Annotated in this window: 26 protein-coding genes; 11 read left to right on the top strand and 15 right to left on the bottom strand. The window is 73.5% G+C overall.

The features are described from left to right. Nucleotides 1-644, top strand: a 644-nt coding sequence (locus tag JNW98_RS26590; protein ID WP_223770838.1) for an MOSC domain-containing protein, incomplete at its 5' end; no start/stop codon positions are given. A gap of 55 nt (nucleotides 645-699) precedes the next feature. On the opposite strand, the gene bla is transcribed toward JNW98_RS26590, so the two are convergent. From bla to JNW98_RS26575, 3 genes are all read right to left on the bottom strand, one after another. After that, nucleotides 700-1632 (bottom strand): class A beta-lactamase, encoded by a 933-nt coding sequence (gene bla, locus JNW98_RS26585; RefSeq protein WP_372459329.1) that lies wholly within the window; start codon nucleotides 1630-1632, stop codon nucleotides 700-702. Continuing rightward, complete coding sequence (locus JNW98_RS26580; protein WP_223770836.1) at nucleotides 1610-2479, bottom strand: TIGR02452 family protein; 870 nt, start codon at nucleotides 2477-2479, stop codon at nucleotides 1610-1612. Before JNW98_RS26580 ends, bla begins: the two co-directional genes overlap by 23 nt. A gap of 67 nt (nucleotides 2480-2546) precedes the next feature. Next, nucleotides 2547-3089, bottom strand: a complete 543-nt coding sequence (locus JNW98_RS26575) for an NADPH-dependent FMN reductase (RefSeq protein ID WP_223770835.1) — start codon at nucleotides 3087-3089, stop codon at nucleotides 2547-2549. A gap of 251 nt (nucleotides 3090-3340) precedes the next feature. On the opposite strand from JNW98_RS26575, the gene JNW98_RS26570 reads away from it, so the two are divergent. Continuing rightward, nucleotides 3341-4717, top strand: a complete 1377-nt coding sequence (locus tag JNW98_RS26570; protein ID WP_223770834.1) for an erythromycin esterase family protein — start codon at nucleotides 3341-3343, stop codon at nucleotides 4715-4717. A 100-nt stretch (nucleotides 4718-4817) separates the two neighbouring features. Further along, the gene (locus JNW98_RS26565) at nucleotides 4818-5219 is read left to right on the top strand and encodes an SSI family serine proteinase inhibitor (protein WP_223770833.1); all 402 of its coding nucleotides are present in this window, start codon (nucleotides 4818-4820) and stop codon (nucleotides 5217-5219) included. Nucleotides 5220-5322: 103 nt separating this feature from the next. On the opposite strand, the gene JNW98_RS26560 is transcribed toward JNW98_RS26565, so the two are convergent. From JNW98_RS26560 to JNW98_RS26540, 5 genes are all read right to left on the bottom strand, one after another. Then, entirely contained in the window at nucleotides 5323-5481 is a 159-nt protein-coding gene (locus tag JNW98_RS26560; protein ID WP_004948753.1) for a hypothetical protein, read from the bottom strand. 160 nt (nucleotides 5482-5641) lie between these two features. Then, nucleotides 5642-6595: a cytochrome c oxidase assembly protein gene (locus JNW98_RS26555; RefSeq protein WP_223770832.1), complete on the bottom strand. Its 954-nt coding sequence runs from the start codon at nucleotides 6593-6595 to the stop codon at nucleotides 5642-5644. Nucleotides 6596-6689: 94 nt separating this feature from the next. Continuing rightward, entirely contained in the window at nucleotides 6690-7715 is a 1026-nt protein-coding gene (locus JNW98_RS26550; RefSeq protein WP_223770831.1) for a 6-phosphofructokinase, read from the bottom strand. 129 nt (nucleotides 7716-7844) lie between these two features. Then, a complete protein-coding gene (locus JNW98_RS26545; RefSeq protein WP_223770830.1) occupies nucleotides 7845-8573 on the bottom strand; it encodes a type 1 glutamine amidotransferase in 729 nt (242 codons plus the stop codon). Between the two features lie 19 nt (nucleotides 8574-8592). Further along, nucleotides 8593-9831: a MurT ligase domain-containing protein gene (locus JNW98_RS26540; RefSeq protein ID WP_223770829.1), complete on the bottom strand. Its 1239-nt coding sequence runs from the start codon at nucleotides 9829-9831 to the stop codon at nucleotides 8593-8595. 164 nt (nucleotides 9832-9995) lie between these two features. Between JNW98_RS26540 and def the strand changes: the two genes are divergently transcribed. Beyond that, nucleotides 9996-10583: a peptide deformylase gene (def, locus tag JNW98_RS26535; RefSeq protein ID WP_223770828.1), complete on the top strand. Its 588-nt coding sequence runs from the start codon at nucleotides 9996-9998 to the stop codon at nucleotides 10581-10583. A gap of 435 nt (nucleotides 10584-11018) precedes the next feature. Here def and JNW98_RS26530 read toward each other — a convergent pair whose 3' ends face one another. Beyond that, nucleotides 11019-11651, bottom strand: coding sequence for a GNAT family N-acetyltransferase (locus JNW98_RS26530; RefSeq protein ID WP_223770827.1), 633 nt, complete (start codon nucleotides 11649-11651; stop codon nucleotides 11019-11021). Nucleotides 11652-11767: 116 nt separating this feature from the next. Further along, complete coding sequence (locus JNW98_RS26525; RefSeq protein WP_223770826.1) at nucleotides 11768-12412, bottom strand: TetR/AcrR family transcriptional regulator; 645 nt, start codon at nucleotides 12410-12412, stop codon at nucleotides 11768-11770. A 154-nt stretch (nucleotides 12413-12566) separates the two neighbouring features. On the opposite strand from JNW98_RS26525, the gene JNW98_RS26520 reads away from it, so the two are divergent. Further along, entirely contained in the window at nucleotides 12567-13808 is a 1242-nt protein-coding gene (locus JNW98_RS26520) for an acyl-CoA dehydrogenase family protein (RefSeq protein WP_223770825.1), read from the top strand. A 469-nt stretch (nucleotides 13809-14277) separates the two neighbouring features. Here the strand turns inward: JNW98_RS26520 and JNW98_RS26515 are convergent, their stop codons facing one another. Continuing rightward, nucleotides 14278-14877, bottom strand: coding sequence for a DUF4291 domain-containing protein (locus JNW98_RS26515; protein ID WP_223770824.1), 600 nt, complete (start codon nucleotides 14875-14877; stop codon nucleotides 14278-14280). 121 nt (nucleotides 14878-14998) lie between these two features. Between JNW98_RS26515 and JNW98_RS26510 the strand changes: the two genes are divergently transcribed. Further along, on the top strand, nucleotides 14999-15898 hold the full coding sequence (locus JNW98_RS26510) for a phosphotransferase enzyme family protein (RefSeq protein ID WP_372459328.1): 900 nt from the start codon (nucleotides 14999-15001) through the stop codon (nucleotides 15896-15898). A 100-nt stretch (nucleotides 15899-15998) separates the two neighbouring features. Here the strand turns inward: JNW98_RS26510 and JNW98_RS26505 are convergent, their stop codons facing one another. Beyond that, complete coding sequence (locus JNW98_RS26505) at nucleotides 15999-16469, bottom strand: NUDIX domain-containing protein (protein ID WP_223770822.1); 471 nt, start codon at nucleotides 16467-16469, stop codon at nucleotides 15999-16001. 544 nt (nucleotides 16470-17013) lie between these two features. Then, the gene (locus JNW98_RS26500; RefSeq protein ID WP_223770821.1) at nucleotides 17014-17295 is read right to left on the bottom strand and encodes a hypothetical protein; all 282 of its coding nucleotides are present in this window, start codon (nucleotides 17293-17295) and stop codon (nucleotides 17014-17016) included. A 452-nt stretch (nucleotides 17296-17747) separates the two neighbouring features. Between JNW98_RS26500 and JNW98_RS26495 the strand changes: the two genes are divergently transcribed. Together JNW98_RS26495 and JNW98_RS26490 are read left to right on the top strand one after the other, a co-directional pair. Beyond that, nucleotides 17748-19409: a GMC oxidoreductase gene (locus JNW98_RS26495; RefSeq protein ID WP_223770820.1), complete on the top strand. Its 1662-nt coding sequence runs from the start codon at nucleotides 17748-17750 to the stop codon at nucleotides 19407-19409. A 221-nt stretch (nucleotides 19410-19630) separates the two neighbouring features. Beyond that, on the top strand, nucleotides 19631-20398 hold the full coding sequence (locus JNW98_RS26490; RefSeq protein WP_308015667.1) for a thioesterase II family protein: 768 nt from the start codon (nucleotides 19631-19633) through the stop codon (nucleotides 20396-20398). A 70-nt stretch (nucleotides 20399-20468) separates the two neighbouring features. On the opposite strand, the gene JNW98_RS26485 is transcribed toward JNW98_RS26490, so the two are convergent. Then, nucleotides 20469-22646, bottom strand: a complete 2178-nt coding sequence (locus tag JNW98_RS26485) for a PIG-L family deacetylase (RefSeq protein ID WP_223770819.1) — start codon at nucleotides 22644-22646, stop codon at nucleotides 20469-20471. A 223-nt stretch (nucleotides 22647-22869) separates the two neighbouring features. Continuing rightward, nucleotides 22870-23430 carry a GNAT family N-acetyltransferase gene (locus JNW98_RS26480; protein ID WP_223770818.1) on the bottom strand — a complete coding sequence of 187 codons (561 nt, stop codon included), beginning with the start codon at nucleotides 23428-23430 and terminating at the stop codon, nucleotides 22870-22872. Between the two features lie 240 nt (nucleotides 23431-23670). On the opposite strand from JNW98_RS26480, the gene JNW98_RS26475 reads away from it, so the two are divergent. The 3 genes from JNW98_RS26475 to JNW98_RS26465 all read left to right on the top strand — a co-directional run. Continuing rightward, entirely contained in the window at nucleotides 23671-24819 is a 1149-nt protein-coding gene (locus JNW98_RS26475; protein ID WP_223770817.1) for an alpha/beta hydrolase, read from the top strand. A gap of 88 nt (nucleotides 24820-24907) precedes the next feature. Continuing rightward, a complete protein-coding gene (locus JNW98_RS26470; protein ID WP_223770816.1) occupies nucleotides 24908-25561 on the top strand; it encodes an ArsR/SmtB family transcription factor in 654 nt (217 codons plus the stop codon). Between the two features lie 50 nt (nucleotides 25562-25611). Continuing rightward, on the top strand, nucleotides 25612-26872 hold a 1261-nt coding region (locus JNW98_RS26465), incomplete at its 3' end, for an MFS transporter (RefSeq protein ID WP_223770815.1).

Here is a 26872-nt window from a genome sequence, read left to right as displayed (position 1 = left end):
GCGCCGACGGCGCGCTGCTCACCCTGCGGGCCCCCGGCGCCGGCGAGGTCGCCGTCGAGGTGGACACCACCGGGCCGCGGCGCGGCGTCGAGATGTTCGGCCTGCCGTACCGGGCCATCGACCAGGGCCCGGAGGCCGCCGCCTGGCTGAGCGAGGTGCTCGGCGCGCCCAGCCGGCTGGTCCGGGTGCCGCCGGAGCACGACCGCGTCACCGACGGGCTCACCCCCGGCAGCGCGAACTGGGCCGACAGCGGCGCCCTCCACCTGCTCTCCCGCTCCACCCTCGCCCTGCTCGACCGCAAGCTGGCCGAACGTGGCGCGGTACCGCTCCCCATGAACCGCTTCCGCCCCAACGTCGTCGTCGACGGCTGGGACGAGCCCCACACCGAGGACCGGCTGCGCCGCTTCACGGTCGGCGACACCGAACTCGCCTACGCCAAGCTCGCCGTGCGCTGCGCGGTCACCATGGTCGCCCAGGAATCCGGTACGAAGGCCGGCCCGGAACCGCTCCGCACCCTCGCCACCTACCGGCGGGCGGCGGCGGGCGGTGTCGTCTTCGGCGCCAAGTTCTCCGTCCTGCGGCCGGGCAAGCTGTCCGTCGGCGACGAGTTGAGCGTGGGGGAGTGGGGCGAGCCGGAGGCGTGAGGCCCCCGCTCCGGGTGGTCCAGGTGATCCGGATGGTCCAGGCGATTCAGGTGGTCTAGGTGGTCCGGCAGGCGCAGCCCGCGCCCGCGCAGGACGACGGGACCAGGGCGCAGCGCGCCACCCCGGCCGCCCGCGCGATGACCGCGCTGTCGCCGGTCTCCGTACTGCCGACGCGCGTCGTGTACACCGCGATCACCAGCGGGGCGCGGCCGGGCGGCCGGACGACCGCGATGTCGTTGGCGGCCCCGCGCTCGCCCGTACCCGTCTTGTCCCCGACCCGCCAGCCGGCCGGCATGGCCTTGCGGATGCGCTCGTCCCCGGTCCGGCACCCCTCCAGCCAGCGGTTCAACTGCTCGCGGTCGGGCGCCGCGAGCGCCGTGCCCACGGTGAGGGCGCACACGTCACGGGCCATGGCCGCGGGCGTCGTGGTGTCCCGGAGGTCGCCGGGGAGGTTGGTGTTGAGGGAGGGCTCGGTGCGGTCCAGCCGGGTGCGCCGGTCACCGAGCGTCCGGGCGAACGCGCCGATCGCCCGCGGCCCGCCCAGCTGCTCCAGCAGCAGGTTGCCGGCCGTGTTGTCGCTCGTGGCGATGGTCGCGTCGCACAGCTCGCGTACGGTCATGAAGCCCCGGGACAGGTTTTCCGGCGCCCCTGTGATCTTGGAGCCGTCGATGACCTCGGTGTAGTACACGGGACGGTCGAGGAGCCCGGAGTCGTCCCGGCGCGCCTTGTCCAGGATCGCGGCGGCGGCCAGGAACTTGAACGTCGAGCAGAGCGCGAAGCGTTCGTCCGCCCGGTACGTCACCGACCGGCCGGAGCCGGTGTCGAACGCCGCCAGGCCGATGCGGCCCTGGTACGCCTCTTCCATGGCACGCAGCCGCCGCGCCACTCCGTTTCCGGCTGCGTGCGCGGCCGGGCCGGGCAGGACGGCCGCCAGCGGTACGGCGGCAGCCGCGGTCATCAAACCTCTACGGGATATTCCGGTTTCCATGGCCGGCAGCGTAGCCCGGCCCCCCGAACACGGCGGAGAACGCGGCCCGGGTCGGCGAGTCGGCCCTCCGGTCCAGCACCGCGAAGACCACGCGCCCGAAGTGCCCGGAGAAGCGGCCCGTACCGGTGAGGTGGGTGGCGAACGCGGCGGCCACGTCCCCCGGTTGGTTGCGGAAGACGCCGCAACCCCAGGCGCCGAGCACCAGTTGCCCGTACCCGTGCGCTGCCGCGACCTCCAGCACCCGCCCGGCACGCGAGGTCAGCGCGGCGGGGATCCGGCCCACCCGGTCCGGCGTCCGCTGCGCGATGACCCCCGCGTTGGGGGCGGCCGAGGTCAGGAATCCGGCCCGGAACGGGGTACGGAGCAGCTCGCCGCGGTCGTCGCGGAAGACCGGCACGCCGGGGGAGTGGACGACCCGGTCGCTGTAGAACGGGCTGGGGTCGGCCCGGTGTTCCGCGTAGAACTCGGGCGCCTCGCGCAGGCAGGCGTACAGCGCCGAGCCGCGGCACACCGCCTCCTCCTGCGCCTGCGCGCCGTTGAGGTAACCGCCGCCCGGGTTGCGGGCGGAGGCGAAGTTCAGCACCGCGACCTCGCCGGCGTCCCCGTCCGCCGCCAGCCGGCGGGCCGCCGTCAGGCTGCCCTCCCCGGTCACCTCGAACACCGTGGCCGTCCCGGCCGTGCCCCGCTTGGGGACCGTGACCGGCCCCGGCCCGTACAGTCGCGTCCCCGCGCGGGCCGCCGCCACCGCGTCGCCGATCTCCCTCACGCGCCCGCCGGGCGCCGTGTACCGCCCCTCGGCGACGATCCGTTCCGTCTCCTGCGCCATTCCGCGCAGCCGTGCACTCATATGTCACTCCTTGTCACGGGCGTGACTCTAAGGACGCGAAGCCCGTGGCAACCACGGCTTTTCCACGTCACTCGTCCGCCGCGGCGGCCAGCACCCCCAGCACCTCGCGCAGTCGGCCGCGCACCTCCGGATCGCCGATGAGCCCGTCCGCCCCGATCAGCTCCCGCCCCACCGGCACCCGCACACAGGACGCCTCCACGATGCGCGCCCCGGTGTACCCCAGCACCGTCCGCAAGGTGGCCTCCGCCCCCTGCCCCCGCCCGGGCGCCGCCGCGGTCACCCAGGCCGCGGGCTTGTCGCAGATCTCGGTCCCGCCCACTGTCCAGTCGAGCAGGTTCTTGAACGAGCCCGGCAGCGTCCCCGCGTACTCCGGCGTGCAGACCAGCACCGCCGTGGCGGCCTCGATCGCCGCCCGCAGCTCCGCCACGGGAGCGGGCAGCGGGTCGGCGTCGTCATCGGGGTTGAAGTGCGGCAGCGCCGCCAGCCCCGTGTAACGGACGGTGCGTATGTCGTCAGGTGCGACGGCGTGGGCGGTCCGCAGCACGGCCTCGTTCGAGGAGCCGCTCCGCAGGCTCCCGGAGAGGAGCAGGACGGTCGGTGTCTGTGACATCCGCACAACTTACCGTCGCCGGGCGGAAATCCCGATGCACGCCCACTCCGCCCCTTGGTACCGTCGGCGGCATGTGCTTCTCCGTAGCCCAGGGCTGGTTCCTCAAGCCCCGCAGCGCCGCCTAGCGGCGAGCTGCGCACAGCGTTCCGTCAGCCTCGCCGCGCCTCGGTCCCCCGCCGGTGCGGTGCTTCGCGCTGCCCGGCTCCGATGACGACGACGATGACGACGTCACACACCGCGGAGCACATCTCATGAACGATCAGCATCACGACCACGAGACCGGCGATCTGCGCGACCTCCTGCCCGTCGCCGAGCCGACGTTGACGGCCGCTCCGGACGGCCTCGTGCGCTGGGTGGCCGGGAACGCCGCCCACCTGGCACCGATCGGGCCAGGGGAGTGCCTTGAGGGTCCGTTCGACGATCTGGAGCCCTTGCGCGGCCTCGTCGGCGACGCCCGCGTCGTCGCCCTCGGCGAGAACTCGCACCAGATAAGGGAGTTCGGCCTTCTGCGCCACCGCCTCCTCCGGTTCCTGGTCGAGGAACTCGGCTTCACCGCCTACGCCATGGAGTACGGCGCCGCCGAGGGCCGCGCCGTGGACGCCTGGGTGCGGGGTGGGGACGGGGATCTCGACGGCCTTCTGGCCCCCGGCCGAGCGGAAGGCGGCGTCCACCGCCTGGGGCTGCCCGTCGAGGTCCGGGACACCCTGCGGTGGCTGCGCCGCCACAACGCCGACGCCCCGCACCCGGTCCGCTTCCTCGGCTGCGACATCCCCGCGGCGGGCGGCTCGCTCGCACCCGTCCTCGGACCCGTCGTCGTCTACCTGGACGGTGTCGACCCCGGCGCCCTGCGCTTCCTGGAGGCCGCGCGGGAAATATCCGAGCCGATCGCCGGCGGGACGGTGATGGTGCCCGCCTACGCCCGGCTCGAGCTGGACGGGGCGACACAGGGCCGGCTCACCACCGCCCTCTCCCGGCTGCTCGGCCGCTTCACCGACCTGCGGGAGCTCCACACCGAGCGCACCGGCCGCGCGGCGTACGAGACCGCGCTGTCCGACGTCCGCGCGGCCGTCGCCACCGACCGGGCCCAGCGCGCCATGGCCGAGGCCCTCGCGGGTGCGCCCGACGCGGCCGGGTTCGCCGCCCGGGAACGGTATCTGGCCGACACCCTGCTGGAGTTCCTGGACCGGTCCGCGCCCGGCACCCGCGTCGTCCTCGTCGGGCACAACGCCCACATCCAGCGCTCCGAGGGCCCACTCGGGGCGCCCACCATGGGGAACCTGCTCGCCCGGGCGCTCGGCGCGGACTACGTGCCGATCGCCCTGACGGGCAACGGCGGCGAGACGGTCGAGAACGTGCCCGACCGCGGCCACCCGGCCGGGATGCGCTGGGGCCGGGCCGCCGTTCCGGATCCCGTACCGGACAGCGTCGAGGCGCTGTTCGCGGACGTCTGCGACCGGCCCGCGCTGGTGGACGCGCGGGCGCTGCGCGCGTACGCCCGCCGGCACGGGCTGCCCGAGCCGGTCCGCACCCGGCTGGACACCGCCTTCATCGAGATGCCGGTCCTGGAGGCGTTCGACGGAGTCGTCTGCGTACCGGGCACCAGCGTCAGCGCCGACCTCCTGGAGTGACCGACAGTCGCACCCTTTGCCCCGAAAGAGGGGTGAAAGTGGCGGTACGCACAGCGGCTGTGCGAGCATCCGGGCCCCACGCTCCTCGGAAGGCACAGCGATGTCCGCATCACGCACCCTCGCCGCCGCGGCGGCCGCCCTCGCCCTTGCCCTCGCCTTGCCCGCCGCCCCCGCGGCGGGCGCCACGGAACCCGGGCCGGAGCGGGGCGAGTTGCTGCTCACCGTCACCGGCGGCAGCCACACCTGGACCCGCGGCGTCCGGCTGAGCTGTCCGGGGCCCGGCGTCCGGCATCCGCACGCGGCCGAGGCGTGCGCGCGGCTCGCCGAGGCGCACGGCCGGTTGAACGCGCTCCGGCGCGAGGACCGGCCGTGCGGCGCCGAGCGGGAGCCGGTCACCGCGACGGCCGACGGCCGCTGGGGAGCAGCCGACCTGCACTGGAAGGGCACCTACTCCGGCCCGTGCGCCCTCGACGCGGCGACCGGGCCGGTGTTCCGCTTCTGAGCGGGTCGCCTGGTGCCCCAGGGGGAAACTCGCGTCCCCCTGATCGCCTGGGGCCCCAGGAGGGAACTCGCGTCCCGCAGGGCGCCTGGGGCCTCAGGGGGACTCACGTCCCCCGGGCCACCAGCGCCCCTATCGTCGTCAGCCCCAGCACGACCCAGGCGAACCAGAGCCAGCCGTTGCCCCCCAGCGTCACCGTGTACGCGGTCACGGCCACCAGGCCGCCCACGGTGAGCCAAGCCATCGTCTTCGTCGATCCGGGCACCCCGCACCTCCTCACGGCGGCCCCGCGCACATATGAGGCGCACATATGCGCGAGCCGCGGCCGGAGACCATCGTCTCCGGCCGCGGCCGTCAATGCCACAGCGCTGAAGGTGCTCGTCGCTCAGCGGCGCCCGAGCCGGTGCGTCAGCGACCGAGCCGGTTCACCTGCCGCGCGCCTGGAGCGAAGCCAGGTACGCGTTGTAGGCCGCCAGCTCCTTGTCGCCGTCCCGGTCCGCCTGCCGGTCGGTGCGCCGGGCCTGGCGCTGCTCGGAGCGGTACCACTGGAAGGCCAGCGCCAGCAGCACCACCACCGACGGGATCTCGCTGAAGGCCCAGGCGATGCCGCCGCCCGCCTGCTGGTCGTCCAGCGCGTCGATGCCCAGCGAGGCCATCGGGTGCTCGTACGTCTTGATCATCGGCTCGGACGACATCATCAGCGCGATGCCGAAGAACGCGTGGAACGGCATGCCCGCGAACAGCTCCAGCATCCGCATCACATAGCCCGGCCGGTGCGGGCCCGGGTCCACGCCCATGATCGGCCAGAAGAAGACCAGGCCCACCGCCAGGAAGTGGATCATCATGGCGATGTGACCCGTCCGGCTCTCCATGAGGAAGTCGAAGAGCGGGGTGAAGTACAGACCGTAGAGGCTCGCGATGAACATGGGAATCGTGAACACCGGGTGCGTGATGATCCGCATGTAGCGGCTGTGCAGCAGCATCACGAGCCACTCGCGCGGGCCCTTGCGCCCCCGGCCCGCCGCCGGCAGCGCGCGCAGGGTGAGCGACACCGGTGCGCCGAGCAGGAGCAGGATCGGCGAGAGCATGCTGATCACCATGTGCTGGACCATGTGCACGCTGAACATGACCATGCCGTAGTCGTTCAGCTTGGTGCACATCACCAGGGCGATGCTCAGAACGCCCAGCGTGAACGAGACCACACGGCTCACCGGCCACTTGTCGCCCCGGCGCCACAGCCGCACCACGGCCCAGCCGTAGAGGGCCAGGCCCACGGCGCAGGCGGTGGTGAAGAACGGATCACCGCTCCACTCCAGACCCCGTCCGAGGGTGAACGGTGGCATGTCCATCATGTCCATGCCGTGCCCGCTGTGATCCATCCGCTCTCTCCCGATTAGGACCGATGCGCCGGATCCAGAGTAGAGGCGGCCCCCGTGTGACCCGCGCCCGGGGGCGCAGGTCGGAGCCGGGCGGTCAGAGCACGGCGTCGGCCTCGCCGTACCGGTCCTCCGGCACGGTCTTCAGCGACTCCACCGCCTCCGCCAGCGGCACCAGCGTGATCTCAGTGCCCCGCAGCGCGGTCATCATCCCGAAGTCGCCGCGGTGCGCGGCCTCGACCGCGTGCCAGCCGAAGCGGGTGGCGAGGACGCGGTCGTACGCCGTCGGGGTGCCGCCGCGCTGGACGTGGCCGAGGATCACCGGCCGGGCCTCCTTGCCGAGCCGCCGCTCCAGCTCCACGGCCAGCTGCCGGGCCACCCCGGCGAAGCGCTCGTGCCCGTACACGTCCGTACCGCCGGTCTCGAACGCCATCGAGCCCTCGCGCGGCTTGGCGCCCTCGGCGACGACCACGATCGCGAACCGCTTGCCGGCCTCGAAGCGCTTGCCGACCACCGCCGTGAGCTCGTCGATGTCGAACGGCCGCTCCGGGACCACGATCGCGTGGGCGCCGGCGGCCATGCCCGAGTGCAGGGCGATCCAGCCCGTGTGCCGGCCCATCACCTCGACGATCAGCACCCGCTGGTGCGACTCGGCGGTGGTCTTCAGCCGGTCCAGGGCCTCCGTGGCGACGCCGACGGCCGTGTCGAAGCCGAAGGTCACGTCGGTGACGGCGATGTCGTTGTCGATCGTCTTGGGGACGCCGACGATGGGGATCCCGCCGTCCGACAGCAACCGGGCCGCCTTCAGCGTGCCCTCGCCGCCGATCGGGATCACCGCGTCCAGACCCAGCGCCGCGACGTGCTCCCGCGCCCGCTCGACCCCGTCCCGCAGCTGCTCGGGGCGGACCCGGGAGGAGCCGAGGATGGTGCCGCCGGAGGCCAGGATGCCGGCCACCGCGTCCAGGTCGAGCGGCCGGTGGTCGCCTTCCAGCAGACCGCGCCAGCCGTCGTGGAAGCCGATCACCTCGTCGCCGTGGTCGGCGACCGCGCGGTGCACGACGGAACGTATGACGGCGTTGAGACCGGGGCAGTCGCCGCCGGAGGTGAGCACACCGATGCGCATGGTGGAAACCTTTGTGACAGGGTCGACGACCGGACCCCGTCGTCCGGTGGAATCCCCGTCACCCTACCCAGGGCGGGTGACGGGGAACACCGGCGTCCGGCATACAGACGGCGCGGACGGTACGGACCGCTACGCGGGCTGCGTCGCCGCCGCGATCCGCTCGTTGCGCAGCGCGTCGTACCAACGGTCGTCCACCGGCGGCAGCGCGTTCACGTCCAGCGCCAGCTTCAGCAGCAGGTCCGCGATGTGCGGGTTCCGCGCCATGACCGGGCCGTGCATGTACGTACCGAAGACCGTCTCGTTGAACGCGCCCTCGGTGCCGTCGCCCGTGCCGTTGCCGTTGCCGAAGCGGACCCGGGCGAACGGGCGCGCCGACGGGCCGAGGTGGGTGACGCCCTGGTGGTTCTCGAAACCGGTCAGCGGCGGCAGGCCGAGCTGCGGGTCGATGTCGCCGAGCACGTCGCCGACGCACCGCTCGCCCTCGCCGCGGGTGCTGACGACGTCCAGCAGGCCCAGGCCCTGCTCGCGCTGGCCCAGGTCGTTGATGAACTCGTGGCCCAGGATCTGGTACCCGGCGCAGACCGAGAAGACGATCGCGCCGTTGGCGACCGCCCGGTTGAGGCCGCCGTCGCGGCGCAGCCGCTCGGCCGCCAGCCGCTGCGGACGGTCCTCACCGCCGCCGATCAGGTAGATGTCGCCCGAGGTGGGGATCTGCTGGTCGGAGCGGACGTCCAGGCGCTGGACGTCCAGCCGGCGCTGGTGGGCGCGCCGCTCCAGGACCAGGACGTTGCCCTGGTCGCCGTAGGTGCTGAGCAGGTCGGGGTAGACCCACACCACACGCAGACTGTTCTGGCTCATGCTCATGGTCCTTTGCGGGTCAGTTGCCGACGCGGCGGCGGAGGTCCTGGAACGCGGTGTAGTTGGCGATGACCTCGATCCGGCCGGGCGGGGCCGACTGCACGGCCTCGTCCACGCTCTCGCAGACCCGGAAGTCCAGGCCGGCGACCTCCAGACGCACCGCCAGGTCGAGCTTGCGGTCGCCGATCACGAAGATCGGGTGCCCCGCGAGCCGCGTGTAGTCCACGTCCCACAGCCACGAGGTGTCCGTACCGTCCGCGCCGCGCGCGTTCACCGACAGCAGCACCGGCGCCGGCGGGCCGTCGATCAGCGAGAACGTCTCCAGCCAGCCGGCCGGGTTCTTCGCCAGCAGCAGCCGCAGCTCGCGGTTCATGAACGTCACCACGTCGTACCGGCCGGCCACCGCCTGCACCTGGTACATCCGCTCCAGCGCCACCTGCGGCGGCACCCCGAAGGTCGCGGCCACGGCGGCGGAGCTGGTGGCGTTCGCCTTGTTGGCCCGGCCCGGCAGCTGGAGGTGGATCGGCCACGCCGACCCGTGCGGGTCCAGCACGTAGTCGCCGGAGAGCGCCCAGCTCGGCGTCGGGCGGCGGAAACCGCACTCGCCGCAGAACCAGTCGTCGCCCGGGCGCTGCATCACACCGCCGCACGACGGGCAGGACCAGGCGTCGTCCTTCCACTCCTGGCCGGCCGCCACCCACACCACGTTCGGCGAGGACGACGCGGCCCACACGATCAGCGGGTCGTCGGCGTTGGCGATGATCACCGCCTTGGAGCCGGCCAGGCCCTCCCGCCACTTCTCGGCCAGCATGCGGGTCTCCGCGGCGCGGTCGAGCTGGTCGCGGGAGAGGTTGAGCAGCGCTATGGCCTTGGGCGAGACGTCCCTGGCGACCATCGCCAGGTACTTCTCGTCCACCTCGATCACGCCGAAGCGCGCGTCCGAGCCGCCGGCCAGGGCGGAGGTGATGCCCGCGGGCATGTTGGCGCCCAGCGCGTTCGACACCACCGGGCCACTGGCCCGCAGCGCCTCGGCGATCAGCCGGGTCGTCGTCGTCTTGCCGTTCGTGGCCGAGACGAGGACCACGTCGAGGTGGGTCGCCAGCCGGGCGAGCAGGTCAGGGTCGAGCTTGAGCGCGACCTTGCCGCCGATCACCGATCCGCTGCCGCGCCCCGCGGCCCGCGACACCGCTGCCGCGGCCTTGCCCGCTGTCACGGCCAGCTTGGCACGTGCGGACAGCGGCCCCGAGTTGCCTGCCATCGTCCTAGATCCTCCTTGTTCGGCGCCGTCGCCTGTCCCTGGTCCGCCGGTGGAACGCCCCCTCCGCGCCGAATCGTCAGCCAGGAGGCTTCGGTCGGGGATCAGCCTATCGAGATCCGCCCGTGGGCCCGAAACCGTCTTCCGCGGGCCCGTAGGCTGGACCCATGCGAAGACGTGTCATTCCCGGAAGTTCCGGACCGGTCCGGCCCGTGCGGCTGCTCGGTGATCCGGTGCTGGCCGCGCCCTGTGCCGAGGTCGAGGACTTCACCGCGCCCGTGGAGGTGAACGGGGAGCGTACCGACCTGGCCGGCCTCGTGGAGTCGATGTTCGCCACGATGTACGCCTTCGACGGTGTCGGCCTCGCCGCCAACCAGATAGGCGTCCCGCTCCGCGTCTTCGTCTACGACTGCCCCGACGACGAGGACGTCCGCCACCTCGGCCACCTCGTCAACCCGCGGCTGGTGGCGACCGACGGCGTCGAGGTGCGCGGGCCCGAGGGGTGCCTGTCGCTGCCCGGCCTGGAGGCGCCGACGCCGCGCGCCGACGAGGCGGTGGTCGAGGGCTTCACCCTCGACGGCACCCCGGTGCGGGTGACGGGTACGGGCTACTTCGCCCGCTGCCTCCAGCACGAGTGCGCCCACCTCGACGGCGGCCTCTACGTCGACCACCTCACCGGCCTCACCCACCGGCGCACGCTGCGGGCCGCACGCCGGGCGCCCTGGGCGGGCGCGGGGGTGCGGGCGGTGCCGTAGGCGCGCTTGGCGCGCCGGGGTTGCGCTGGGTGCGGCGCGCCGGGGTTTGCGCTGTGCGCGGCGTGCGCGGAGGCGCGCTCGGCGGATAGAGGGCGGATGGACGGCGGATGGACGGCGCCGGCCGGTGGTGCGTGCCCGCGCGGGACGCCTCGCGGCCGATGGGATTCGCGGCTGCCGTCTCGCGGCCGCGGCGGGCGGTGTGCCCGCCGCGCCCAGGGGCCGGCGGGGAGTGTCGTGCGCACCGCGCCCGCCAAGGCCGGCCGGTGTCGCGTGTGCGGTGTCACGTGCGCCACTTCGTGGCCGGCAGGCGTCAGGTCCGCGGTCGAAAGGCCCGCCGTCCGACGCCCGGCAGACGTTCCATGTGCCGCCTCGTGGCCGGTCGCGTCTGCCGCCTCGCGTTGGCCGCCTCGGGTCTGCCGCTTCCCGTTTGCCGCCTCACGGCCGGTAGGCGCACGCCGTCAGGGCCGCGTGCCGTTTCCAGCCCAGCGTCTCGTACAGCGCGCGCCCGTCGTCCGTCGCGCCCAGGACGGCCGTGAACGCGCCCTCGGCCAGGGCGCGTTCGGCGAGCGTGCGCATCACGACGCGGCCCAGGCCGCGCCGGCGGTGCGCCTCCTCGGTCACGACGCGGTCGACGACCGCCACGTCCCCGACGACCGCCAGTTGCCCCTGGGCGGCAGGGCCGCCCGCCGCGTCGGTCCCTCGGACGCGGAGGACGCCGCCGGCCTCGCTCACGGAGAGCGCGTAGCCGGGTGGTGCCTTCGGCGGGCCGGCGGGTGTGAGGTCCACGGCCATCAGGTGGCCGGTGTCCTCCTCGTCCACCACCCAGCCCCGGGGGAGCAGGGGCCGTATCGCGTCGGGGTCCGCGGCGGCCTTGAGCCACGCGTGCGGCACGGGATCGGCGCACGCCGCCCGTACCGCGTCCGCCTCCGGGGCGTACACGACGCGGCGCTCCGACTGCTCCGGCAGTCCGACCGCGATGACGCACCCCCAGGGGTGTGCGGTGGGCGGGGGAGTCCCCCGCGAGACGGCCCAGCCGGCCGCCCAGGCCGTGACGAGTTCCGGAACCATGGTGCCCCTCCCGAGTAATGCCTGCCTTGCGGCAGTGCACATTACGTCGGGGGAGGGGAGCCGGCATCCGGTTTTCCGTCCCGCCCGCCGGGGAGGGGCGGGCCCGGCGCGACGGCTCAGAAGCCCGGGCCGTCCGCCCGGTCGCCCGCCGTGGCCAGCCGGCCCCACAGCAGGTCGGCGAGGTGGCTGACCAGGCGTTCGCGGGGGAAGGGGCGCTCGCGGAGCCACCAGTCGCCGGCCGCGTGCATCATGCCGACGATGCCGTGCCCCCAGGCGCGGGCCAGCTCGATGCCCTCCGGGCCCAGCTCCACCCGCTCGGCTATCACCACCGCCAGCTCCTCGCCCATCCGCCGCAGCAGCGGCGCGGAGTGCCGGCCCACGTCGAAGCCGCCCTCGGAGGGGCCGCTGTCCTCGGCCGGGTGCATCAGGAACCGGTACACCTGCGGCCGTGCCTCTATGGCGGCGAGGTAGGTGTCGAGCGTCGACTCCACGCGCCGCCGCCGCTCGGCCGGCGCGTCGAGCGCGGCCCGCAGCCCCTCCAGCAGCGCCTCCGTGTGCCGCGCCGCGAGCGCCCGGTAGAGGCCGCCCTTGTCCCCGAAGTGCCGGTAGAGGATCGGCTTGGTGATTCCCGCCTCGGCCGCGATGGCGTTCATCGACGCCCCTGGGCCGTCCCTGAGCACCACCCGGTCCGCGGCCTCCAGCAATTCCCTGCGCCGCCGTTCGGTCGTGCGCTGCTGGTCTTCCCGCTGACTGGTCGTCATTGGCTTGTGCCTCCCGCCCCCGTGTCTTCTCGCATGCCTGCGCAACGTAACACCCGCGGCACCCAGCGGATCCGGGGGGAGAGGGAGGTTGACAGGTTCTACTGACCGGTAACAGACTCCTGTTACCGCAGGTAAGCAACGCTCGGGAGGGGCCATGGCGGGTTTCGGACTGGAGCTCGACGACGAACAGAAGGCCGTACGCGACTGGGTCCACGGCTTCGCCGCCGACGTCATGCGGCCCGCCGCCGCGGAGTGGGACGAACGCGAGGAGTTCCCCTGGCCCGTCGTCCGGGAAGCGGCGAAAATCGGCCTGTATTCGCTCGACTTCTACGCGAAGCAGTTCTTCGACCCGACCGGCCTGGGCATCCCCGTGGCCATCGAGGAGCTCTTCTGGGGCGACGCCGGCCTGGGCCTGGCCATCACCGGCACCGGCCTGGCCGCCGTCGGCGTCCTGACCAACGGCACCGACGAGCAGATCGGCACCTGGATCCCGCAGATGTACGGCGACGCCGACGACGTGAAGGTCGCCGCCTTCTGCTCCTCCGAGCCCGACGCCGGCTCCGACGTCTCCGCGATGCGCACCCGCGCCGTCTACGACGAGGCCAAGGACGAGTGGGTGCTCAACGGCACCAAGACCTGGGCGACCAACGGCGGCATCGCCAACGTCCACGTCGTCGTCGCCGTCGTCGAACCCGGTCTGGGCGCCCGCGGCCACGCCTCCTTCATCATCCCGCCGGGGACCGAAGGGCTGTCCCAGGGGCAGAAGTTCAAGAAGCACGGTATCCGTGCCTCGCACACGGCCGAGGTAGTCCTCGACGGCGTCCGGGTGCCCGGCCACTGCCTGCTCGGCGGCAAGGAGAAGCTCGACGAACGCCTGGCGCGGGCCCGGGAGGGCGCTCGGGAGGGCAAGGCCGGGAAAGACGGCTCGCGGCGGGGCAACGCGGCGATGGCCACCTTCGAGGCGTCCCGCCCCGCCGTCGCCGCCCAGGCCGTCGGCATCGCCCGCGCCGCCTACGAGATCGCCCTCGACTACGCCACCACCCGCGTCCAGTTCGGCCGCCCGATCATCGACAACCAGGGCGTCGCCTTCCAGCTCGCCGACATGCGCACCCGCATCGACGCCGCCCGGCTGCTGGTCTGGCGCGCCTCGGCGATGGCCGCCACCGGCAAGCCCTTCACCTCCGCCGAGGGTTCCATGAGCAAACTCTTCGCCGGCGAGACGGCCAAGACCGTCACCGCCCAGGCGATGCAGATCCTCGGCGGGAACGGCTACACCCGCGAGTACCCCGTGGAGCGCATGCACCGGGACGCCGCCATCTACACGATCTTCGAGGGCACCAGCGAGATCCAGCGCCTGGTGATCGCCCGGGCGGTCTCCGGAGTGCAGGTGCGCTGACGCGCGGGCGCGTGCCTGGGAGAGCGCGCGCCCGCGCCCTCAGGGCACGCCGCCCCCGCGCGCCCGGTGACCGGTCATGTGCCGGGCCAGCCGGACCACTGCGTCGTACCGCATTTGCGGCAGCGGCTGGCGCCGCTCCACAGGACCCACTCGTGGTCGCACTCGTCACTCATTCCTGTCTCCCCTTCTCCGAAGTCTCCCGAAGCCGCCGAAGCCGACGGCGCGGGTCGACGCGGTGCCGACATGTCGACGACGCGGCGACGACGTGGCGACGCGGCGCCGTTCCGGCCACCGGCCGCGAACCTCACGCCACCCACCAGTACCACCAGCCTGCACCAGTACGGGCCCGGCCGTGGCCGGGCGGGGCGGCCCTCACCCGCCGTATGCCCCACCCGCACTGACTCCCCGCAGGCCGTGGGGGTTTACCGCAGGCGCCGGAACTCCGTCGCGCCGGGATCCGGCGGAGGGGCTACGGGCACAGGTGCGCGAGGAACCCGTCCGTGACGGGATAGGGCCGCTCCTCCGGCAGCAGCCGCCCGGCCCCCTCCAGATCACCCGCGCGCACGCGCGCGTGCACGGCGTGGGCCAGGGCCGTGACGTCCGTGATGCCCACCGTCCACTCGTCCGCGTACCGCCGCGACGCCTCGCCGGCCAGCCCCAGTTGCAGCGAACGGTACGGCAGCGCCCGCAGCCGCAGATCCCGCTCCGGATCCCACTGCACCCGCGCCGGCGCCCCCCGCAGCTCCCGCCGCCAGGCGTCCCGGTCCGCGTGCACGTCCGGGTCGTAGTGCGACAGACACGCGTTCCGCAACGCCCACTCGAACCCCTCCCGCTCGATCTCCACCGCGAGCACCGTCCGCTGCCCCTCCTCGGCGCCCCAGCCGCAGCGGTACATCATCCAGAGGAAGGACGGCTTGATCCACGTCATGCGCTCCCGCTTCCAGGTGTCCGGGAAGCGGCCGTCGCGCGCGGCGGGCAGGCCGATGGCCGGGTCGTAGGCCTGGTAGACGGTCACGGTGGACGCCGAGTGCAGTGCGCGGATCTGGTGTTTCTGTGCTGTCACGGACATCAGGGTGCGTGCGGCGCAGGTGTTCGGGCCACTGATTTACGGGGTTCACCGGCGTGGGTACGGTCCCTGTGTGAGCGACTCGGAGGGGAGCCGGTCCGGCATGGGGTCTCATGCTGCCCGGATGCCGGGGGAAGGATTCACGGCGGCGGAGGCCGGGCGGGTCGTGGCCGCTGCGTGCGGACGGGCCGGGCTGGATGATGGAGGCGCGGAGTCGATCCGGCTGGGGGAGAACGCGCTGTTCCGGCTCGCGTCGGCGCCGGTGATCGTGCGGGTGGCCCGGTCGTCGGACTACCTCCCGTCGGTGCGCAAGGAGGTCGCCGTGGCGCGCTGGCTGCACCGGGAGGGGTTCCCCGCCGGCCGCGTCGTGGAAGACCTGGAACAACCCATCGTCGTGGACGGGCACCCGGTCACCTTCTGGCACCTGATCCGCGGGGACGACCGTAAGCCTACGTACGGGGAGCTGGGCGCCCTGCTGCGCGAACTGCACGGGCTGACGCCACCGGCGGGTCTCGACCTGCCGCCGTACGACGCGTTCGGGCGATCGGCCCTGCGCATCGAGCGGGCGCCCGGGATACCGGAGGACGACCGGCGCTTCCTCCGCGCCCTCCACACCGAGCTGCGCGACGCGGCGACGGAGCTGCGGTTCGACTCGCCGAGGGGGCCCGTACACGGTGACGCGCACGTGCAGAACCTCATGGTGGACGACAAGGGACAGACGGTCTTCATCGACTTCGAAGGCTTCGGCTTCGACCACCCGGAGTGGGACCTGAAAGTGACCACCGTCGAGCACCAAAGCCTCGGCTGGCAGACGCGGGAACATTTCGCCGACTTCGTCTCCGCCTATGGCCGCGATCTGCGCGACTGGCCCGGCTACCCGACGCTGCGCCGGATCCAGGAGTTCACGATGACCACCTGGCTGATGCAGAACGCGTCCACCGGTGGGCGACCGGCGGAGGAGTACGCCCGGCGGATCGCCTCCCTGCGGGACGCGGACGCGCCGCGCGAGTGGCTGCCGTTGTGATGCTCACTCCTCGTCGAGCCGGGCGAGCGCCTGGGCCACGTGTTCGTCGAGGCTCGTGCCCATGGAGATCTCACCCGCCGAGGACTGAGCCGCTGGCCGGTCACCCCAGGTAAGGCCGGTCCCGGCCTTCCAGAAAGTGCCGGATACGCAGCCGCTGCGTATCGTGCATCGGGAGTGCCGGGATCTCGTCGGGTTGGACGAACCGGAGCTCCGTGGATTCGTCGGAGATCGCGAGTTCGCCACCGGTGACCCGTGCGGTGAAGCACACGTTGAACTGCCGCCGCACCTCTCCGTCCGAGTAGGCGATCACGTGGCGCGGATCGGTGTAGGTGCCGACCAGACCCGTGATCTCCACGTCCAGGCCGGTCTCCTCCTTGACCTCACGCACAGCCGCGCCGGGCAGGGAGTCGGCCATCTCCATGCCGCCCCCGGGCAGGGCCCAGAGACCGTTGTCGCGCCGACGCTGCAACAGGACGCGGCCTCGGCCGTCAGTCACGACCGCCGACGCGGCGACGACCATGCTGTTCGGCTCGGGGGCGGCCGGATCGGCGAAGTACTCGGTACGGGACATGGCCACTCACTTCTCCTGGACGGGCGTCGCTGTCCCAGACGGCGTTGAAGCTCTGCACATAAGTGTTGAAGATCCCTCCGGCGCCGCCGCGAAAGCGTTCGCTCCCCAGACGTGGTCGTTGACCAACAGCCGTAACCTGACAGCACGTGTCTTCCGGAACGCCAGCCAAAGTGTGTGCACGTCTTCTCCTAAGTTGACCGGTTGAGGGGCTCGGAACTTGTCAGCGGCGTGATCAACAGCACCTTGCCGACCGGCAGTTGGCCCGGCTGGGCGGGCCGTCGTACCGAGGTGATTCTGCGCCAGTGGCCCAAGTGGCCGTTCACCGGTGGGCGGAGAACCTCCCGGCGGCGCTGCCGCCCAACAACGGCGGGGCTTGCGGCTTGTGCATCCGCCTGGTGGACGCCGGAGAGGGCGGGGGCAAGGTCGTCTACTGCCGGAAACTCCGGGAATTGCAGCGCAGTGCCCGCCCGCGGCGTGGGGCCGCGGGCGGGCACTGCGCTGGGTGTGGGTGGGTGGTGGTGCGAGGCTGCTGAGCCGCTTGGGCTCAGTAGAACATGAATGTGGCGTACAGGCCGTTGCCGATGTCCTGGGTGATGAGTTCGCCGGCGCCGGCCCCGAAGCCGTTGGCGGCGTTGGCCACGTCGTAGACCGACCCGTAGTTGCCCATCCAGTGCCACGTCTTGACCGGCGCCTGCGCCACGCGGGAGGTCGAGGTCGTCGCCGCGTTGTTCGGCGTGGGCGGGTCCGCGGCCATCGCGGGAGCGGCGAGGCCGATCAGCATCGCGGCGGGAGCTGCTGCCAGGGCGAGGGTTCGAAGCGGGTGCATGGGGACCTCCTTGAAAGGCTCGGATGGTCGGGCGGGAACATCCCCGACCACCGTAGGTGACTCGTGTCACACCCGCCATTCGGGTTATCGGTGCGGCTTCTTTCCCTTGCCGCAGCCGGGCTGTTGGCTTGTTGTTCCACTTGCTCCACGCCGCTACCACACGCTTCGGGGTCGGTCGATTTCAGGCTGTCACGGTGGGCCCGGCGGGACTTGGCGGGCGACGGCTGTGTGCTCCTCGCCGACCGGCCGGAGGTCTGGTCGGCCGGGCGGAATCCGAGCCAGGGCGGCGGTACGGCAGCCTTAGCGTCGCGCCGGCGCGGCGGTCAAGCGGAATGAGGAAATCGAGGTCCGCCACCACGCAATTCCCTTACCTCTCCGGCAACTTCTGTTTGCATGCGTTCGGGCCCCGACGTTCGTCCCATCAGGCGGGCCCGGAGAGGTGAGGTGTGTTCATGTCGGTGCAGTACGGACCGTCCCGGCGGCGGGTGCTCGGTGGCGGGATCGCGTTGGGGGCGGCGGCTCTTGGGGGCGGGGTTCTCCTCGGGGGTTCCGGTGCCGAGGCCAGCGAGGCCGCCGAAGCCGCCGAGGTCGCGCGGGACGGGGCGTTCGTGCCCGCCGTCGTCGTCGGGACGGGGTACGGGGCCGCCGTCACCGCGTTGCGGCTCGCGGAGGCCGGGGTGCGGGTGCTGATGCTGGAGATGGGGCGGTGGTGGAACCGGCCGGCCGAGGACGGGCGGGTGTTCTGCGGGATGCTCGACCCTGACCGGCGGTCCAGCTGGTTCCGGACGCGGACCGCGGCGCCGCTCGGCTCGTTCCTCTGGCTCGACGTCGTCGACCGGAACATCGAGCCGTACCCCGGCGTGCTCGACCGCGTCGACTTCGGGTCCATGGCCGTCTACGCGGGCCGCGGCGTCGGCGGCGGCTCGCTGGTCAACGGGGGGATGGCCGTCGCGCCGCGGCGCGACTACCTCCAGCGGGTGCTGCCGCGCGTGGACGCGGGGGAGATGTACCGCCGGTACTACCCGCGCGCCCGCGCCATGCTCCGCGCCAACGGAGTGGACCGGACGTGGTTCGAGGGGACGGAGTGGTACCGGTACTCCCGCGTGGCGCGCGAGCAGGCGGCCCGGGCCGGGGTGCGGTCGGTGTTCCTCGACAACATCTATGACTTCCGGTACATGCGGAAGGAAGCGGACGGTACGGCTCCGCGGTCCGCGCTCGCCGGTGAGCTGATCTACGGCAACAACCACGGCCGGATGTCCCTCGACAAGACCTACCTGGCCGCCGCCCTCCGCACCGGCCGCGTCACCATCGCCACGCTGCACCGCGCCCGGTCCGTCCGTCGCCGGCGGGCGGGGGGTTACGTGCTGACGGTGGAGCGGTCCGACGAGACCGGGCGGCGGACCGCCGTCAAGGAGATCGGCTGCCGGTACCTGTTCCTGGGCGCCGGCAGCCTCGGGAGCACCGAACTGCTGCTGCGCGCCCGGGAGACCGGCACGCTGCCGGACCTCGGGCCGGAGATCGGCCGGTGCTGGGGGCCCAACGGGAACGTGATGGCCGCGCGCGCCAACCACCCCTCCGACCCCACCGGTTGCCACCAGTCCACCGTCCCCGTCCTCGGCCTCGACGCCTGGGACGACCCGCGGCACCCGGTCTTCGCCGAGGTCACCCCCGTGCCCGCCGGCATCGAGACCTGGATCAGCCTCTACATCGCGATCACCCGCAACCCCGAGCGCGGCACCTTCGTCTACGACCGGGCCGCGGACCGGATGCGGCTGCGCTGGGCCCCGGACCAGAGCCGGCCCGCCGTCGACGCCGCCCGCTCCTTCTTCGACCGCGTCAACCGGGCCAACCGCACCGACTACCGCTACGACCTCTTCGGCCCCCGGGCCAAGGCGTTCGCCGACGACTTCACCTACCACCCCCTCGGCGGCTGCGTGCTCGGCCGGGCCACCGACCCGTACGGCCGGATCCCCGGGCACCCGGGCCTGTACGTCACCGACGGCGCGCTGATCCCGGGGTCGCTCGGCGTCAACCCGTTCCTGACCATCACGGCGCTGGCGGAGCGGAACGTCGAGCGGATCGTCCGGCAGGACGTGGCACCGTCGCGGAGCTGACCTGTGGCACCGCCGCGGAGCTGACGTGTGGCACCGCCGCGGAGCTGACGTGACGCTCGCCGCATCAGGTGTGGCAGGCGGGCTTCCGGGGCACGTCTGACCTGGCCGTACCCGACCGGCCGGTGGGGGACCCGGGCGTGTCATCGTGGTGTCCACCGGACCGTGGCACCGCCCGACAGGCCCCGACAGGCCCCGGCAGTCCCTGGAAGGAAGCTCCGCCCGTGAACGACGTCCCCGGCCTCACCGACGACAACGCCCTGTGGATACGCAGGTTCAAGCCGCGCCCGGACGCCGGCGTCCGGCTGGTCTGCCTGCCGCACGCGGGCGGTTCGGCGAGCTTCTACCACCCGATGGCCATGGCCATGCCCGACGTCGCCGACGTGCTGTGCGTCCAGTACCCCGGCCGCCAGGACCGCCGGAACGAGCCGCTCATCGACAGCATCCCCGAGCTCGCGGACCGGGTGTTCTCCGTCCTGCTGCCCTGGGCGGACCGGCCGCTCGCCTTCTTCGGGCACAGCATGGGCGCCTCGCTCGCCTTCGAGGTCGCCCGGCGGTTCGAGCGGGAGAAGGGCATCGTCGCGACCGCCCTGTTCGCGTCCGCCCGCCGCGCGCCCTCGGTCCACCGGGAGGAGAGCGTCCACCTCCGGGACGACGACGGGATCATCGCCGAGACCCGGCGGCTGAGCGGCACCGACGCCCAGGTGCTGGAGGACGACGAACTCGTCCGCATGATCCTCCCGGCGCTGCGGGCGGACTACCGTGCCGCCGAGACCTACCGCTACGAGCCCGGGCCGCCGCTGCGCTGCCCCGTGGTCGCGCTGGCCGGCGACGCCGACCCCAAGGTGACCGTGGACGAGGCGGCGGCCTGGGCCGGCCACACCACGTCCTCCTTCGACCTGCGCGTCTTCACCGGCGGCCACTTCTATCTGACGCATCATCAGGACGCGGTGCTGCGCGAGGTCGCGGACCGGCTGGGGCGCGCGGCCTGAAGCGCGAAAGGCCGCGTCGCCCGCCCCCGCGAACGGGACGGGCGACGCGGCCCACGCGAGCGAACGCCGACTACGCCGACGTACCGCCCTGCGACCGGCCGTCCTGTCCGGTCCAGGCCGTGAACGGGAACTTGCCCGACGCCTGTGTGCGGGCGCTGCTCAGCTTGCCGTCCATGCCCACGACGACGACCGTCGTCCGCCCCCGCGCGTCCTGGGCGACGCCCGGTGCCGCCCGAAACGTCACGCCGCCGCTGTGCCATGGGCCGGGGCGCCCCGAGCCCCTCGACAGCCGCACCAGGCCCCGGGTGTCGCGGGCGGCGAGGACCACCGTCCGGCCGTCCTGGGCCAGCGCCACCCGGCCGTACCCGCCGATGGCCGGCAGTTCGGAGGTCATCCGCCAGGAGCCGTCCGCCGGACGCTCGGCGACCAGCACCCGCGCGGTGCCGGGCTGCCGGGTGACCATGCGCATGCCGCCGCCCGAGAGCGCGGCCAGCGACAGCGGGCCGCTGGAGGTGGGCAGCCGGGTCGGCCCGGTGGGCTGCGGCGGTTCGCCGTCGCCCTCGGACATCCAGTGGTAGACGGTCTTGCTGTCGGCCGCGACCACATGCACGCGGCCCCGGTCGTCCAGGGCGGCGTCCAGGCCGTCGAGGACGGCCGGCGGCTGGTCCCCGTCGGTCTCCAGGTGCTCCCAGTCGGTCCAGTCCGCGCCGTGCTCGCCGGTGCGGAACATCAGGCCGCCGGCCCAGTCGCGGACGAAGAGGAAGACCTTGCCGTCCTTGTCCGCGACGGTCACCGGGTAGCCGACCTCCATCGACCGCTCCGGGTCGGCCTCCGGGGAGCCGAGGGACTCCCAGTTCCCGAAGGACGGGACGGCCCCCGGGCCCGGCTTGCCGCTCTGCCGGGCGGTGACGATCTCCCGGTGGTGCGGGGTGCCGCGCGACGGCAGCACCGTGCGCACGGAGAACAGCTGGAGTGTGCCGTCGGCGTGCCGCAGGACCTCCACCTGCCCCTCCAGCATCGACCCGCCCACCTTGACCGGCCCGGACCAGGCACCCGTGCCCGGCTTGGTCTCCGTCCAACAGTGCACGGCGCCGTCCAGCAGCGCGAACGCCGCGAGCCGGCCGTCGGGCAGCCGCTGCACCCAGCGCTGGGTGCCCGGCGCCCGGTAGCGGAGGTTGTTCGACCAGCGGACGTCCTTGGAGCGGGCGCCGACCTTGCGGTCGCCGCAGCCGGCGGGGTCGCCGCAGTCCTTGCCGTCCGCCCAGCCGTAGGTGTCGAGGAGCTTCACCTTGTGCCGGGTGGTGGCCGCGTCGAGGTTGGACGGCAGGAGGGAGACCTCGTAGCCGACGTAGTTCTCGACCGCCGTCGGACGGCTGTGCCGGCGGCCCCAGTACTCGGCCAGCGCCGCCTGGGCGAAGTGCGCGGAGGTGGTGTGGTCCTGGTGGTCGTAGTGGGATATGCCCACCAGTTCGCGCGGCACGTTGGGGAACTGCTGCTGTACCGCCCGGTGCGTCGGGTTCGGGTCGAGGGTGCGGACGACCGTCGGCCGGTACCGGTCCAGCACCGCCACCAGCGAGTCGATGACGTGCTTGCGCTCGTACAGGTACGTGCGCTTGACCGGGCTGTGGGCCGGTACGAGCGTCGTCAGCTTCGGCGTCGCCCCGAGCCAGAGCCCGCGCAGGCTGTCCTTGCGCGGCACCCGGATGAACCGGGCCTCCACCAGCTCCAGGAAGATCAGCTGGACCTGCGGGGCGGCCTTCAGCGTGTGCAGCTCCGCCTGGAAGCCGGGGATCAGCGACGTCGTATCCACCCGCCAGGGGCTGAGCCAGTCGCCGGTCGCCATCTGGGCGGTCGCCTCGCGCAGGCCGTTGATGCGCGCGCGGACGAACTCCGGCCGCCGCTCCGGCAGCTTCCCGTACCCGGGCGTCTGCGAGAGGGCGTTGCGGCCGTCCGACTCACCGCCGGTAAGGCAGACGGTGACGGTCGGGGCACCGCTCCGGATGGACTGCTCCAGCTCCGGGTTCATGAAGTACAGCGAGTCGTCGGGGTGCGCGATGACGTGCACGAACGACTCGGTCGTCACGACCTTCGCCGGCTGCACGGGGAACTCGTCCTCGTGCCCGCTGCCCTGCGCCGAACCGGGGGCCAGCCACTGCCAGGCCCCGACCGTGCCCGTTCCGACGACCAGGCCCGCGCCACCGACCTGGAGGACACGGCGGCGCGACAGTCGTGATATTCGCCCCGGCACAGGGGTCTCCCATCTCCTGCGCCCAAAGCGCGGTTGAGCAAACGCGGACATGTCGGACAAAGCAGAACCAACCCCCCTTAGTTGACCGTAAGATCTTACGACTCATGGGGCGCGGTTTTCCGACTGTCGTGTAACAGCCGTGCTTCGGCGAACCATAGATTGCGATGCAATCGGGCGTCGTGAGCACGGGGAATGGTCGTGAGCCGGCTGAAAAGCAGTGTGGTCAGCGCGGCTCGTGGTCGTTCAAGATCCTCTGAAAGAGGTAGTGGTCACGCCAGGCCCCGTCGATGTGCACGTAGTCCCGCGCGGTGCCGAACCGCTCGAACCCGCACTTCTCCAGGACGCGCTGGGAGGCGGTGTTCGTGGTCACCGTGCCCGCTTCGACCCGGTGCATACCGAGTTCGCCCGCGGCCGCCTCGCACACGGCCGCCACCGCGGCGGTGCCCAGCCCGCGGCCGGCCCGCCCGGCGGCGACCCAGTAACCGAGCGAGCCGCTCTGGAAGGCGCCCCGCACGATGTTGCTCAGGTTGACGACGCCGACGATGCCCGCCCGCTCGTCGTCGAGCACCCAGGGAACCATCCGCCCCGCCCGGCGCAGCTCCGTCAACTCGCCCAGCCGGACCGCCTGGCCCTCGGCCGTGAAGAACTCCGGCGGCCGGTGCGGCTCCCAGGGGCGCAGGTGATCGCGGTTCCCGGCGTACGCCCGGGCCAGACCGGCCGCGTCGTCGACGGTCGCGAGACGGAGGACGACGCCGGGCGCGACGGTTCGGGGTTCGATGATCATCCCCGTAGCGTAGGACGGGTCGGCGGCGGACGGCGAACGGGCGTCCGGAGCGCGGGTTCCTCCCGTACCCCGCCCCTCCCGTACCCCGAGCCTCCTGTACCCCGCGCGTCGTACCTCGCACCATGAGCCACCCCCTACCCCGGTATCACTCCCGAGTTGGCTCCGGAGGGTGACGCCCGCCCGGGTACCGCCTCCTTAGCGTCCCCTCGCACCGCACGGAACGAGGGAGAACGCACCGACATGCACCGCTTCAAGCGCACCCTGGCCGCCGTCGCGCTCACGACGACCGTGGTCGCGGGAACGGCGGGCTGGGCCGCCGCCCACCGGGAGGCCGCGGTCACCGGCCCGCCGCCCGGCACCGCCGCCTGGCGCGCGGACCACTCCCTCCACCGCGCCCTCCCCGACCCGGCCACCGCCCCGCCCGCCGAGGTCGCGCGCTTCTTCGCCGGCCTCCCGGAGGACGTCCGGCAGCGGCTCGCGGCCCGCCACCCCCTGGTCGTCGGCAACCTGGACGGCGCCCCGCCGGCCCTGCGGTACACGGCCAACCGGCACGCCCTCGCCGCCGAGCGCGCCGGGCAGCGCGAGCGGGCCGCCGACACCTCCCTCCCGGAGTACGAACGCGCGGACGCCCGCGCCCTCGCCGACCGGTACGGGGAACTCCTCGCCCCCGGACGCCAGGTCCTCGCCTTCGACCCGCGCGGGCGCGGACAGCTCGCCGAGGTGTACGGCGACCTGGCCGCGGCCCGGCGGACCGCGGTCGTCGTCCCCGGATCCGACATCGACCTGTCCACCTTCGACCGGCGCACCGACCCGTACGGCACCCCGGCCGGCATGGCCCGCTCCCTCCGCGCCGAACTGGCCCGGCAGGCGCCCGGCACTCCCACCGCCGTCATCGCCTGGGCGGGCTACACCACCCCCGTCGGCATCGGCCCCGACGCCGCCACCGGCCGGCTCGCCGAGGCGGGGGCGCCCCGGCTCGACCGCTTCCTCGCCGGGCTGGCCGCCGCCGGGACCGCCGCGCCCGCCGTCTTCTGTCACAGCTACGGCTCGGTGGTCTGCGGCCTCGCCGCCCACGCCATCGGCCGCGGCGAGGCGACCGACCTCGTCGTCCTGGGCAGCCCGGGCGTCCGCGCCGGCTCCGCCGCCGGCCTGCACACCACCGCGCGGGTCTGGGCGGTCCGCCGCAACGCCGCCGACTGGATCGGGAACGTCCCCAACGTCGAGCTGCTCGGCCTCGGCCACGGCGCCGACCCCACGTCGGCGGCGTTCGGGGCCCGTCCCGTCTCCTCGGCCGGCGCCCACGGGCACACCGGCTACTTCGCCCCCGGCACGGAATCGCTGCGCCACTGCGCCGAGATCACGCTGGGCGCGTACGACGCCGTGAGCTGACGTTCCGTCGGTTCCGGATCCGAACCGCCAAGAACCCTTCGCGAAAACATCTTCGCAAAGAACTCTTGGCGGTCTAGAGTGCCCACTCATGGCAGACGAAAGTGAACTCCCGGTCCGTGCGGCAGGGTTGGAGCCCGACCCCGCGACGGACGTGGTGCTGGACGCCAAGGGCCTCCGCGCCCTCGCCCACCCCCTCCGCGTCCGGCTGGTCGGCCTGCTGCGCACGCACGGGCCGTCCACCGCCACCCGGCTCGCCCGGGACCTGGGCGTCGGGTCCGGGGTGACCAGCTACCACCTCCGGCAGCTCGCCGACGCCGGGTTCGTGGCCGAGGACGGCGAGCGCGGCAACGCGCGGGAACGCTGGTGGCGCGCGGCGCACGAGGCGACGTGGCTCCGCGACAAGAGCCTCTACGACGCGGAGCCGGAGGCCGCCGCGGCGTTCCGCGGCTCCGTCGCCGGCGTGCACGCGCTGCACACCCAAGTGGCCCTCGGCCGGGCGCCGTCCATGCCCCGGCCCTGGCGCGACGTGCTGGAGACCAGCGACTGGCTGCTGCGGCTCACGCCGGGGGAGACCGCCGAACTGTCCGCGGAACTGCGGGCGGTGCTGGCCCGGTACCGCCGCTTCGCGCCGGGCGCGGAGGGGGACGCGCCGGCGGACGCGGAACAGGTGACGGTCGTGCTGCACGTGCTGCCCGACCCGGCGGCGACCGACGGGCCGGCCGGGAAACCGGGGCGGACGTGACAGGCGCCCCCGCGACCCGACCGGGCCGAAGCGTACGGCCCCTCGTCGGGGTGCTGGTCTCCACGGCCGTCGCCCTCACGGCCACCCGCGTCTCCGCCATCGCCCTGCCCTGGTTCGTGCTGGTCACCACCGGCAGCGCCACCCGGACCGGGCTCGTCGCCTTCTGCGAACTGGCGCCCTACGTCCTGGTGAAGGCCCTCACCGGACCGCTCGTGGACCGCGTCGGCCCCCGCGTCGTCTGCTGGACGGCCGACTCCCTCAGCGCGACCGCCGCCGCCCTGATCCCGCTCTGCCACGCCCTCGGCGTGCTGCGGTTCTGGCTGCTGCTCGTCCTCGTCGCCGTCATCGGCGCCGTCCGCGGGCCGGGGGACCTGGCGCGGGACGTCATGGTCCCCGAGGCCGCCGACCGGAGCGGACTGCGGCTGGAGCGGGCCACCGGCCTCGCGGGCGTCGTCGAACAGCTCGCCGCGACGGTCGGGCCCGCGGCCGGCGGCGCCCTCGTCGCCCTCACCGGGCCGCTGCCGGCGCTGGTCGCCACCGCCGCCTGCTTCGCCCTCGGCTCGGTGGTCATCGCGCTGCTGCTGCCGTCCGGGATGGGACGCCCGGTCGCCGGCACGAGCACCGACGAGCCCCCGGGACCCGGCGGCTACGGGCGGCGGCTGCGCGAGGGGTACGCCTTCCTGCGCGGCGACCCGCTGCTGCTCGCCGTCTGCGGTGTCGTCGGCGTCGGCAACTTCCTCGGGGCGGCCTCCGCCCAGGTGCTGGTGCCCGTCTGGGCCCGGGAGTCCGGCGGCGGACCGGCCGCCATCGGGCTCGTCAACGGCCTCTTCGGCGTCACCGCGGTCCTCGGCGGCGTCACCGCCGCGGCCGTCGCCCACCGGCTCCGCCGCCGCCTGGTCTTCTTCACCGGCTACCTGCTCAGCGACACCCCCCGCTACCTGGTCCTCGCCCTCGACGCACCGCTGTGGCTGGTGGCCGTGGTCTTCGCGACCGGCGGCCTCGGCGCGGGATTCCTCAACCCGATCCTGAGTGCCATCTCCTACGAACGCGTCCCCCGGCACCTCCTCGGCCGGGTCCGCGCCCTGACCGCCGCCCTCGCCTGGGCCGGCATCCCCTTCGGCGGCCTGGCGGCCGGCGCCCTGACCGCCGTCGCCGGCCTGGCCCCGACGCTGTTCGCGGCGGGGGCGGCGCACGTCACGGTGGTGGTGACGGGCGGGACGCGGCGCGAGTGGAAGGAGATGGAGGCGAGGAAGGGGACGCGGACGGGCGGGGAGCCCGGCCGCGAGAGTGCGCCCCCGCCGCGCGCCGCGC

This window comes from Streptomyces huiliensis, assembly GCF_020037025.1.
GTDB classification, from domain to species: domain Bacteria; phylum Actinomycetota; class Actinomycetes; order Streptomycetales; family Streptomycetaceae; genus Streptomyces; species Streptomyces huiliensis.
This window is presented reverse-complemented; position numbering and strand designations above follow the sequence as displayed.